Raw genomic sequence first — 11,382 nt, forward strand, 5'->3', positions numbered from 1 at the left:
TCAGTCCACCGTCACGTAGTCGGGGCCGGAGTAGCGGCCCGTGGCCAGCTTCTGGCGCTGCATCAGCAGGTCGTTGAGGAGCGATGAGGCGCCGAAGCGGAACCAGTGGTTGTCCAGCCAGTCCTGGCCCGCGGTCTCGTTCACCAGGACGAGGAACTTGATCGCGTCCTTGGAGGTACGGATGCCGCCCGCGGGCTTCACCCCGACCTGTACCCCGGTCTGCTCGCGGAAGTCGCGTACGGCCTCCAGCATCAGGAGGGTGTTCGCGGGGGTGGCGTTGACGCCGACCTTGCCGGTCGAGGTCTTGATGAAGTCCGCGCCCGCGAGCATGCCGATCCAGCTCGCACGCCGGATGTTGTCGTACGTCGAGAGCTCGCCGGTCTCGAAGATGACCTTGAGCCGGGCCGCGCCGGAGGCTTCCTTCACGGCGCAGATCTGCTCGAACACCGTCATGTAGTCGCCCGCGAGGAAGGCGCCGCGGTCGATGACCATGTCGATCTCGTCGGCACCCGCCGCGACGGCCTCGCGGACGTCGCCGAGCTTCACGTCGATGGCGGCGCGGCCCGCGGGGAAGGCGGTCGCGACGGACGCGACCTTGACGCCGCTGTCGCCGACGGCCTCCTTGGCGGTGGCCACCATGTCCGGATAGACGCAGACGGCGGCGGTCATCGGTGTGCCGCGGTCGGTCGGATCCGGGTGCACGGCCTTCGCGCCGAGTGCCCGGACCTTGCCCGGGGTGTCGGCGCCTTCCAGCGTCGTCAGGTCGATCATGGAGATGGCGAGATCGATGGCGTACGCCTTCGCCGTGCTCTTGATCGAACGGGTGCCGAGCGCTGCGGCGCGCGCCTCGAGGCCGACCGTGTCGACGCCGGGCAGCCCGTGGAGGAAGCGGCGCAGCGTGCCGGCCGACGCGGTGGCGTCCGTGAGTGCGTGTGCTGGTGCTGGTGCAGTGGGCATGGTCACGAGGGGAGCATATCTACGCGCGTAGCGGCTGTACAGGGGGCGGGGGTCGGTGGCGGTGGCGGGGGCCTGCGGGCGGGGCGGACCCGGCGGGCGCGGTCGGCGGACGTGTGGCCCCGTCAGCAGGACGGGGTGCGCCCGGCGGCTGCTGTCCCACCGTCGGGCGCACTCCCGTCGGGTGCCGATGGCGGCCCCTGACCTGTCCCGCCGTTCCGCGGCGGATGTCTCCCGCGCACCCGCCCGATTGCCAGGCAACCGGGAGGAGTCCGTCGCGAAGCGCTGGAGTGCCTCTGCCTGCCGGACGACGCCCCGGCTGGGCCTCCGCGACGCCCCCGCAGGGGACCCGTCGCGGAACTCAGGCAGAATCAACGCATGACCGACCCCCAGCATCCCGTGGCGGAGCCCGAGTACAAGGACCGGACCTTCCGGTCGTCCGGCGGTATCGCCGGAGGCGTCCTGCTGCTCGCCCTCGGCGGCTGGCTCGGCATCGACGCGATGATCCGGGGCGAGGGCCGCACTCCGTGGCTCGCGCTCGCCGGGCTGCTCCTGGCGGTGCCGCTCGTCGTCGCGTTCACCGTGCGCCCCGCCGTGTACGCCAACGACGACCGGCTCCGTATCCGGAACCCCTTCCGGACGATCACACTGCCGTGGGCGTCGGTCTCGGGGCTGCGCTCCGGGTACTCGAACGAGGTCTTCACCCAGTCCGGCACCAAGTACCAGCTCTGGGCCATTCCGGTCTCCCTCCGGGGCCGCAAGAAGGCCTCCAGGAGGAAGTCGCAGGGGGCGGCCGCCGGTGATCCGAGCGTCGTGAACGCGCGGCGTCCCGGCGAGGCGGCGTCCCTCCGCGCGGCCGGCGACCAGATCATGGACGACCTGCGCGAACTCTCCGAGCTCCGCGCCGGCGCGGAGTCCGCGCAGGGCGAGCCCGTGGTGCGCTGGGGCTACGAGATCCTCGCGCCCGCTGTGGCAGGGGCGGTGCTTCTCGTGGTGGTGCTTGCGGTCGCCTAGGTCCTAGGACACCTAGGACCTAGGACACCTAGGAGCGCCCGGAGTGCTTGGGGCCCCTAGAGCGCCTGCACGGCTCCCGCGGCTCACGCAGCGCGTACGCGCTCAAGGCGGGCCCAGCCACGCCAGCAGCATGTGGCCGCCGAGCGCTGCCGATGTCACCGCCGCGGCCACCATCACCGTCACGGCGACATGCGTCCGCGCGCGGGCCAGCGCCGCCGCCAGGGGCAGCAGCAGGGGAAAGCCGGGGAGCAGGAAGCGGGCCCGCGGGAAGTAGACCCCCTTGCTGCCGAGCACGATCAGGAGCAGCAGCCCCGTGAAGACCAGCAGGGGCAGCGGCTGCCTGTCGCCCACGGACAGGACGAACAGCGCCGCCGACGCGAGCAGCGTCGCCGTCACCATCATCAGGAACAGCTGCGGACGCTGGACCGCGAGCAGGTCGTACATGGTCCGCAGGGTCCCCACCCCGCCGTCCCACTCGTTGTGCCACAGCTTCTGTACGGCGAAATAGCCGTCCCAGCGGCCGAGCCGCAGTCCCACCCAACCGACGTACGAAAGCCATCCGAGGGGGGCGAGCAGGGCGCCCAGGAGCGTGCGTACGAGGTAGCCGCCCTCCGTCTCCTGAGCCTCTCCCCGGCGCACGCGCCGGTGTTGCCGGAAGAGTGTGAGCAGCGCCGTCAGGGAGACCGCGGCCGCCAGCGCGACCCCCGTGGGGCGGGTCAGGCCCGCGAGCGCGGCCAGCGTGCCCGCCCAGATCCAGCGGCCGGTGAGCACGGCGTACAGCGCCCACGCGGTGAGTGCCGTGAAGAGCGACTCCGTGTAGCCCATCCACTGCACGAGCGCGACGGGCAGCGAGCCCCAGAGCGCGGCGAGCAGGACGCCGGTCCTGCGCCCGTACAGGTGGTCGCCCACCGCGAAGATCCCCCACGCCGCGAGGAACGAGCAGGTGACGGCGATCGCGAGCCCCACCGCGCCGCGCGGCTCCGGGGCGATCACACTGCCCGCCCTGATGAGCAGGGGGTGCAGGGGGAAGAAGGCGAGGTTGTTCGCGTCGAACTGGGTGCCCAGGGTGTGCGCGTAGCCCTTGTCGGCGATCTTCAGGTACCAGTCGATGTCCCACGACTCCGCCAGGAGCTGCCAGACGCTTCGGTGCTCCCCGCGTGCCCAGAGGGCGAAGACCAGAAGTCCCAAGAGACGTACGGCGGCGTACGCGAGGAGTGCGGGCGATGCGTGCCGCAGGGCGCGGGCCGCGCGTGCGGGGCGGCCGGGGGAGCGGACCGGTGCGACGCGGGGGCGGCGGGACGGGGGGACGATCCGGGGTGGGGCGGCAGGCGTCGAGGACGCCGATGCGGTCGAGGTCTCTGGGGTCGGTCCGTACGGCACTGCGGCAGCTCCCGGAACGTGATCGTGCGCTGCCGGTCACCCTTCCTGGGGGACCGGCAGCGCACCGGATCGCTGCGGCAGCTGCGCCGTGGGACCACTCGGACGGGTGGCCCGGGGGGCCGCCCGCCCTCGTCTGCGAGAAGGCCCGCTAGATGCCCGCGGCCACGGAGAGGTCGCGCTTGATCGCCGCCAGGAGGTCCGCCGCCCTGGCGCGGGCGGCGGGCAGGTCGGCCTTGGCCGACACCGGGACCACCACCTCCAGGTAGCACTTGAGCTTCGGCTCCGTGCCGCTCGGGCGCACGATGACGCGGGCCCCGTCGAGCGTGTAGCGCAGGCCGTCCGTGGGCGGCAGCTTCTCCGTGCCCTGCGTCAGGTCCTCGGCCTTCGTCACCGCGAGGCCCGCGAGCGCCGTCGGCGGCTGCTCGCGCAGGCGGCGCATCGCGTCCGCGATCAGGGAGAGGTCCTCCACGCGGACCGACAGCTGGTCGGTGGCGTGCAGGCCGTGCTCCACGGCGAGGTCGTCCAGGAGGTCGAGCAGCGTACGGCTCTGCTCCTTGAGCTCGGACGCGAGCTCCGTGAGCAGGAGCGCCGCGGTGATGCCGTCCTTGTCGCGTACGCCTTCGGGGTCCACGCAGTAGCCGAGGGCCTCTTCGTAGCCGTAGCGCAGGCCGTCGACGCGGGCGATCCACTTGAAGCCGGTGAGGGTCTCCTCGTACGGGAGGCCCGCCTTCTCCGCGATCCGGCCCAGGAGGGAGGAGGAGACGATCGACTCGGCGAAGGTGCCGTGGGCGCCCCGGCGTACGAGGTGGGCCGCGAGGAGCGCGCCGACTTCGTCGCCCCGGAGCATGCGCCAGTCGGTGCGGCCGTCGGTGGTGTCCTTGACCGCCGCCGCGCAGCGGTCCGCGTCCGGGTCGTTGGCGATGATCAGGTCGGGGTCCACCTCGCGGGCCTTCGCGAAGGAGAGGTCCATCGCGCCCGGCTCCTCCGGGTTGGGGAACGCGACCGTGGGGAAGTCCGGGTCGGGCTCCGCCTGTTCGGCGACGAGGGCCGGGGCGGGGAAGCCCGCCCGCTCGAACGCCGCGAGGAGCGTCTCCTTGCCGACGCCGTGCATCGCCGTGTAGACGGTGCGGGCCGTGCGCGGGGAGCCGGGGGCCAGGACGGCGTCCGTGCGGGCCAGGTAGGCGTTCAGGACGTCGTCCGCGAGGGTCTGCCAGCCGGTCTCCGGGCGGGGCACGTCGTGGAGCGAGGCGACAGCGTCGATCTGCGCCGCGATCTCCGCGTCCGCGGGCGGGACGATCTGGGAGCCGTCGCCCAGGTAGACCTTGTAGCCGTTGTCGCGCGGGGGGTTGTGGCTCGCCGTCACCTCCACGCCGGCTACCGCCCCGAGGTGCCTTATGGCGAAGGCGAGTACGGGGGTGGGGAGCGGGCGGGGGAGCACGGCGGCGTCGAGGCCGGCGCCGGTCATGACGGCCGCCGTGTCGCGCGCGAAGTCCTCGGACTTGTAGCGGGCGTCGTAGCCGATCACCACGGGGCCGTCGGTCTGGTTCGTGGACTTGAGGTACGCGGCGAGGCCCGCGGCGGCGCGGATGACTACGGAGCGGTTCATGCGCATGGGGCCCGCGCCGAGTTCGCCGCGGAGGCCCGCGGTGCCGAACTGGAGGGTGCCGCCGAAGCGGGCGGCCAGCTCTTCGGTGTCCCCGCCGTCGATGAGCTTGGCGAGCTCCTCGCGGGTGTCGGGGTCCGGGTCCTCGGCCAGCCAGGCCTGGGCCCGCGCGATGAGTTCAGAGTCGTCCGGCACGTTTCTTCAGCCTCTCGTGTGCGGAGTTCGATTGCGGGGTCTGGGTACGTCTACCCGGCGTGCGGGGGCTTGCGTGTTCCCCGGGTACGCCTACCCGGCGTGCGGGGCTGCTCTGTCCCGTGCCGGGTGCGGGTGCGGGTGCGGGTGCTCGGTTCGCCCGGGTGGAGCTTGCCTGCTGGGTGCGGCTCGGTGGGGGCTTTCCTGTCCCGCCGCTTCGCGCCGGATCTTTCCCACCCACCCACCCGATCACCCGGCAGTGGATGTCTCCCACCCGCCCGAGCACCTGCGGCGGAGCGTTTCCCACCCACCTACCCGAGCACCCGGATCGGGATGGGCTCGTGGGCCCACCCACTCGACGCTCCGGGGCAATCGGGCGGGTGGGCGGGAAGGCTTGTGCGGCAACGACTTCGAAGCTGCGGGGCAATCGGGCGGGTGGGCGGGAAGGCTTGTGCGGCAACGACTTCGAAGCTGCGGGGCAATCGGGCGGGTGGGCGGGAGAGCCTGTGCGGCAACGATCGCCGCGGACTGCCAAGGCGCCGCGCAGGGACACCCCACCCGGCAGATGCCCCTTGCCAGGCAAGACACCCCGCCCGGCAAGGCACCCCCGCCAGGCAAGACCACCCGCCTGGCAGAGGCGCCGCCCGCCAAGCAAGGAGCCCCCGCCAGGCAAGGCAACCCCTCCAGGCAAGGCGCCCCCGCCCGTTAAATGCGGCCCAGGACCTGACCCAGCAGCTCCCCCATGCGGGTAGCACTGTCGCGGCCCGCCTGGAGGACCTCCTCGTGGTTCAGCGGCTCGCCCGTCATGCCCGCGGCGAGGTTCGTGACCAGGGAGATGCCGAGCACCTCAGCGCCGGCCTCGCGCGCGGCGATCGCCTCGAGGACCGTCGACATGCCCACCAGGTCCGCACCGATCGTGCGGGCCATGCGGACCTCGGCCGGAGTCTCGTAGTGCGGGCCGGGGAACTGCGCGTAGACGCCCTCTTCGAGGGAGGGGTCGATCTCCTTGCAGAGGCTGCGCAGCCGCGGCGAGTACAGGTCTGTGAGGTCCACGAAGTTCGCGCCGACGATCGGCGACGTGGCCGTCAGGTTGAGGTGATCGCTGATCAGGACCGGCTGACCGGGGCGCATGCCCTCGCGCAGACCGCCGCAGCCGTTCGTCAGCACGATCGTCTTGCAGCCGGCGGCCACCGCGGTACGCACGCCGTGCGCGACGGCGGCGACGCCACGGCCCTCGTAGTAGTGGGTGCGGCCCAGGAAGACCAGGGCGCGCTTGTCACCGACCTGGAAGGAGCGGATGCGGCCCCCGTGTCCCTCCACCGCCGGCGGCGGGAAGCCGGGGAGCTCGGTGACGGGGAACTCGGCCTCGGGCACGCCGAGCGCGTCGACGGCCGGCGCCCAGCCGGAGCCCATCACGAGGGCTACGTCGTGGGTCTCGGCGCCCGTCAGCTCACGCAGGCGCGCGGCGGCGGCGTCGGCGGCGGCGTAGGGGTCGCCCTGGATGTCGTCCGGAATAACTGAAGCGTTCACGCGGACGAGAGTAGCCGCTCACGCCCTACGCGCGTAGATGACGATGCTCACGGGATTCGGATCGTTGTCTTGTCGTTTCCGACGAGAGGTCCGAGGAGCGATTCGAGGAGAGCCCGGCCAGCAGCCTGACCAGCAGCCCGGAGCGAGGAGACGCGCCCCTAGCAGGGCCGCTTCCGCAGCTCCATCACATAGTCGTGCGGCGCCCCCGCGGTCTCCGCCGCGTCGGCCAGCTCCCCCAGATAGCGCGCCGACGGCAGGCCGCCCTCGTAACCATTGAGGACATACACCCAGGCGGGTTCCTCGCCGTCGAGGGTGTGCACGCGCACGCGCATGCGACGGTAGATGTCGAGCCCCACGCCCTCCCACCGGTCCATGGACTCCTCGTCCATGGGCGCGACGTCGTAGAGCGTCACGAAGACCTGGGAGCGCGGCGCCTCGACGATGGTGGCAAGCGCGCCCTCCCACCCCATGTGCTCCCCGCCGAAGGTCAGCCGCCAGCCGTTCAGCCAGCCGGTCTGGCGCAGCGGCGAGTGCGGGGCGCGGCGTGACATGAGCCGCGGATCCAGATTGCCGGCGTACGCGGCGTAGAGCGACATGTGGTCGAGGGTACGGCAGGCGACGCGTGCGTCCCTCCGGTAACGGAAGTGCCCTTCTTGTAGGGAGAACGGCCCGGATGGAGCCCCCGGGGCGAAGCACCTTGAAGCGTGCGGGACAATGGAGTACGTGACTCGGATCGTGATCATTGGCGGCGGACCCGGCGGATACGAGGCGGCACTCGTTGCCGCCCAGCTCGGCGCGGAGGTGACCGTCGTCGACTGCGACGGTCTGGGCGGGGCGTCGGTGCTCACCGACTGCGTCCCGTCCAAGACTCTGATCGCCACGGCCGAGGTGATGACCAGCTTCGACTCCTCGTACGAGGAGCTCGGCATCATCGTCGCGGACGACACCCCGCACATCGACACGCCCGCGCGCGTCGTCGGCGTCGACCTCGGCAAGGTCAACCGCCGTGTGAAGCGCCTGGCGCTCGCGCAGTCCCACGACATCACCGCCTCCGTCACGCGCGCCGGCGCCCGCGTGCTGCGCGGCCGTGGCCGTCTGGAGGGCCAGCAGGACACGGACGGCTCGCGCAAGGTCGTCGTGCGCGCGGCCGACGGGAGCGAGGAGACCCTCGTCGCCGACGCCGTCCTCATCGCCACCGGCGGGCACCCGCGCGAGGTCCCCGACGCGCTGCCCGACGGCGAGCGGATCCTCAACTGGACCCAGGTGTACGACCTGGACGAGCTCCCCGAGGAGCTCATCGTGGTCGGATCCGGTGTCACCGGCGCCGAGTTCGCCGGTGCCTATCAGGCGCTGGGGTCGAACGTCACGCTCGTGTCGAGCCGTGATCGCGTGCTGCCCGGCGAGGACCCGGACGCCGCCGCCGTCCTGGAGGACGTCTTCCGGCGCCGTGGCATGAACGTCATGTCGCGCTCCCGGGCCGCCTCCGCCAAGCGCGTGGGCGACCGCGTGGAGGTCACGCTCAACGACGGCCGCGTCATCTCCGGTACGCACTGTCTGATGGCCGTGGGTGCCATCCCGAACAGCAGCGGCATGGGCCTGGAGGAGGCCGGGGTCAAGCTCAAGGACTCCGGGCACATCTGGACCGACAAGGTCTCGCGCACCTCCGCCCCCGGTGTGTACGCCGCCGGTGACGTGACCGGGATCTTCGCGCTCGCCTCCGTGGCCGCGATGCAGGGCCGCATCGCGATGTACCACTTCCTGGGCGACGCGGTGACGCCGCTGAACCTGAAGACCGTGTCGTCGAACGTCTTCACCGACCCGGAGATCGCGACCGTCGGCTACAGCCAGTCCGACGTCGACGGCGGCAAGATCGACGCCCGCGTCGTCAAGCTGCCGCTCCTGCGCAACCCGCGCGCGAAGATGCAGGGCATCCGCGACGGCTTCGTCAAGATCTTCTGCCGTCCCGGTACGGGCATCGTGGTGGGCGGTGTGGTCGTCGCGCCGCGCGCTTCAGAACTGATCCACCCCATCTCGATCGCGGTCGACAACAATCTGACGGTCGAGCAGATCGCGAATGCGTTCACTGTGTATCCATCCCTTTCGGGCTCGATCGCCGAGGTCGCACGTCAACTTCACACGCGAAAGTCGGCGGGCGAAGGCTGATCGCGGGGCGATCGTCGGCTGAACGCCGACTGATCGGGTTCTGTACGGCGCGTACGGGGTAACAACTCTGCGCAGGTCACGGGCTGTTGTCGCCCATTCGCCCGGCATAGGCGGGGTGGGTAGGCGCGTATACCACTTCCCACCCAACCGTGCGAACAACTTCTGTAATTCGGCGCAAACTGCTGAAAGCAGACGGTCGTTGGGGTTACTGTCAGTTTCGTGTTCGCTGCAGAACGTCGCCAATTGATCCTCGAAATGGTGCGGGCCAACGGAGCTGTATCGCTCCGGGAGCTCGCCCGCGTCGTCCAGACCTCCGAAGTGACCGTACGGCGGGACGTGCGCGCGCTGGAGGCAGAAGGACTCCTCGACCGCAGACATGGCGGTGCGGTATTGCCGGGCGGATTTACGCGGGAGTCCGGCTTTCCGCAGAAATCACATCTCGCGACCGCCGAGAAGACGGCCATCGCCGATCTCGCGGCGGGACTCGTCGAAGAAGGCGAAGCCATCGTCGTCGGGGCGGGTACGACCACGCAGGAGCTGGCCCGACGGCTCGCGCGGGTGCCCGGTCTGACCGTCGTCACCAACTCCCTTTTGGTGGCACAGGCCTTGGCCCATGCCAACCGCGTCGAGGTCGTCATGACAGGCGGCACCCTGCGCGGTTCCAACTACGCGCTCGTGGGCAGCGGGGCCGAACAGTCCCTGCAGGGCCTGCGGGTCTCGCGCGCCTTTCTGTCGGGCAGTGGTCTGACCGCCGAACGCGGGCTCTCCACGTCCAACATGCTCTCGGCCAGCGTGGACCGTGCGCTCGTCCAGGCGGCTGCCGAGGTCGTGGTCCTCGCCGACCACACCAAGCTCGGCACCGACACGATGTTCCAGACGGTGCCGACGGACGTCATCACCCGCCTGGTCACGGACGAACCGCCCACGCACGACGACCGCGCGGCCACCGAGCTGCAGGCCCTGGCGGACCAGGGCGTGCAGATCGCGGTCGCGGGCGGGACCGCGAGCTCGGGCTCCGGCTCGGGGGTGGATTCCGTCCCGGCGCGGCAGTCGCGCCGGGACGTGCCACTGCCGGGCCAGCGCCGTAACCACGGCGGCCACGCGGCAGGACCGGGTGCGCAGTTGCGCAGTGCGGTGCTCGGGGAGCAGCAGCCCGGGGAGCGGGCCGCGCGGGTGGCGGATCTACGCCGCCGCTGAACCGGCCGCCGGGCCGGTGCGCGGCTCGTCGGGTGCCGACCCTTCCGGCTTCAGGCCGCGCAGGGTCAGCATCAGGAGGCGGTCGGCCAACTCGGGGTCGTCGGGGGTCTCTTCGGCGGCCAGCGCGATCGCGTTGGTCAGCTGCATCAGATCGCTGATCGAGACACCTGGGCGTACGGCGCCTGCCTGCTGTGCCCGCACGAGCAGGGCCGTACCCGCCTCGCGCATCGGCCTGCTGCAGCGGGAGAGTGCCGAACTGTCGTCGTGCGACGCCGACATGAGGGCGCGGGAGAGCCCGCGGTACTCACCCGCATGAGTGATGATGGCGCGCAGCCAGGTCACCAGGGCCGAGCAGGGCTGCGGATCTTCGAGGAGCGCGCGGGAGCGGTCCAGGAGATCGCTCACCGCCTCTTCGAAGACGGCGCTCATCAGGGCGTGGCGGTTGGGGAAGTGGCGGTAGAGGGTGCCGATGCCCACGTTCGCGTGGCGGGCGATGTCCTCGAGGGAGGCGTCCGTGCCGTGCTCCGCGAAGGCGGTGCGGGCCTCTGCGAGGAGCCGGTCGTAGTTGCGGCGCGCGTCGGCTCTCTTCGAGCGGGGGCGCTGATCTGTGCCGGTGCTCATCGCCGCGGTCCTCCCTGAACGTACGCGTGCCTCAAGTCTGCCCGAAGCGTGCGCGCCCCTCATCACCGGCTTCGCCGAGTTCGTCCTCAGACGCCGGACGGGCTGAATGCTTCGCTGGCCGGGCTGGATGCTCCAGCCCGGCCAGCAAATGAGTGTTGCTCTGCGGGATCAGTCCTTGATCTCGCAGATGACCGCACCGGAGGTCAGGCTCGCGCCCACCTCCGCCGTGAGGCCCTTGATCGTGCCCGAGCGGTGCGCGTTGAGCGGCTGTTCCATCTTCATGGCCTCCAGGACGACGACCAGGTCGCCCTCCTGGACCTCCTGGCCCTCCTCGACAGCGATCTTGACGATCGTGCCCTGCATGGGGGACGCCAGGGTGTCACCGGAAGCCGCCGGGCCCGACTTCTTCGCCGCGCGCCGCTTGGGGCGGGCGCCGCCCGCCGCCGCAGTGCGGGCGATGGTCATGCCCAGCGAAGAGGGGAGCGAGACCTCCAGGCGCTTGCCGCCCACCTCGACGACGACCGTCTCGCGGCCGGGCTCCTCGTCCGTCTCGGTGTCGGTCGCCGCGGCGAACGCGGGGATCTCGTTGACGAACTCGGTCTCGATCCAGCGGGTGTGGATCGTGAACGGGTCGGCGGAGCCGGTGAGTTCGGGGGCGAAGGCCGGGTCCTTGACGACCGCGCGGTGGAAGGGGATGGCGGTGGCCATGCCCTCCACGGTGAACTCCT

Annotated in this window: 10 protein-coding genes; 3 read left to right on the forward strand and 7 right to left on the reverse strand. The window is 71.4% G+C overall.

The genetic code is table 11. From position 1 onward, the window contains the following. Window positions 1-963 (reverse strand): deoxyribose-phosphate aldolase, encoded by a 963-nt coding sequence (gene deoC, locus ABZ833_RS32485; protein WP_361054092.1) that lies wholly within the window; start codon window positions 961-963, stop codon window positions 1-3. Window positions 964-1,332: 369 nt separating this feature from the next. Here deoC and ABZ833_RS32490 point away from each other — a divergent pair, with 369 nt between their 5' ends. Next, entirely contained in the window at window positions 1,333-1,968 is a 636-nt protein-coding gene (locus ABZ833_RS32490; RefSeq protein WP_361054095.1) for a PH domain-containing protein, read from the forward strand. A gap of 102 nt (window positions 1,969-2,070) precedes the next feature. Here the strand turns inward: ABZ833_RS32490 and ABZ833_RS32495 are convergent, their stop codons facing one another. From ABZ833_RS32495 to ABZ833_RS32510, 4 genes are all read right to left on the reverse strand, one after another. Then, on the reverse strand, window positions 2,071-3,348 hold the full coding sequence (locus ABZ833_RS32495) for a hypothetical protein (protein WP_361054098.1): 1,278 nt from the start codon (window positions 3,346-3,348) through the stop codon (window positions 2,071-2,073). A 148-nt stretch (window positions 3,349-3,496) separates the two neighbouring features. Continuing rightward, window positions 3,497-5,146: a phospho-sugar mutase gene (locus tag ABZ833_RS32500; RefSeq protein ID WP_361054101.1), complete on the reverse strand. Its 1,650-nt coding sequence runs from the start codon at window positions 5,144-5,146 to the stop codon at window positions 3,497-3,499. 702 nt (window positions 5,147-5,848) lie between these two features. Then, complete coding sequence (locus ABZ833_RS32505) at window positions 5,849-6,673, reverse strand: purine-nucleoside phosphorylase (RefSeq protein ID WP_249588136.1); 825 nt, start codon at window positions 6,671-6,673, stop codon at window positions 5,849-5,851. Window positions 6,674-6,831: 158 nt separating this feature from the next. Then, window positions 6,832-7,269 carry a gamma-glutamylcyclotransferase gene (locus ABZ833_RS32510; RefSeq protein ID WP_361054105.1) on the reverse strand — a complete coding sequence of 146 codons (438 nt, stop codon included), beginning with the start codon at window positions 7,267-7,269 and terminating at the stop codon, window positions 6,832-6,834. A gap of 118 nt (window positions 7,270-7,387) precedes the next feature. Here ABZ833_RS32510 and ABZ833_RS32515 point away from each other — a divergent pair, with 118 nt between their 5' ends. Both ABZ833_RS32515 and ABZ833_RS32520 read left to right on the forward strand, forming a co-directional pair. After that, window positions 7,388-8,836, forward strand: coding sequence for an NAD(P)H-quinone dehydrogenase (locus ABZ833_RS32515; protein WP_361054109.1), 1,449 nt, complete (start codon window positions 7,388-7,390; stop codon window positions 8,834-8,836). A 219-nt stretch (window positions 8,837-9,055) separates the two neighbouring features. After that, the gene (locus ABZ833_RS32520) at window positions 9,056-10,033 is read left to right on the forward strand and encodes a DeoR/GlpR family DNA-binding transcription regulator (RefSeq protein WP_283779091.1); all 978 of its coding nucleotides are present in this window, start codon (window positions 9,056-9,058) and stop codon (window positions 10,031-10,033) included. Here ABZ833_RS32520 and ABZ833_RS32525 read toward each other — a convergent pair. Together ABZ833_RS32525 and ABZ833_RS32530 are read right to left on the reverse strand one after the other, a co-directional pair. Continuing rightward, complete coding sequence (locus ABZ833_RS32525; RefSeq protein ID WP_361054113.1) at window positions 10,019-10,654, reverse strand: TetR/AcrR family transcriptional regulator; 636 nt, start codon at window positions 10,652-10,654, stop codon at window positions 10,019-10,021. The two genes, ABZ833_RS32520 and ABZ833_RS32525, sit on opposite strands and share 15 nt — an antisense overlap. 168 nt (window positions 10,655-10,822) lie before the next feature. Continuing rightward, on the reverse strand, window positions 10,823-11,382 hold a 560-nt coding region (locus tag ABZ833_RS32530; protein ID WP_361054116.1), incomplete at its 5' end, for a biotin/lipoyl-containing protein.

The organism is Streptomyces sp. NPDC047525 (genome assembly GCF_040643025.1).
Lineage (GTDB): Bacteria > Actinomycetota > Actinomycetes > Streptomycetales > Streptomycetaceae > Streptomyces > Streptomyces durmitorensis.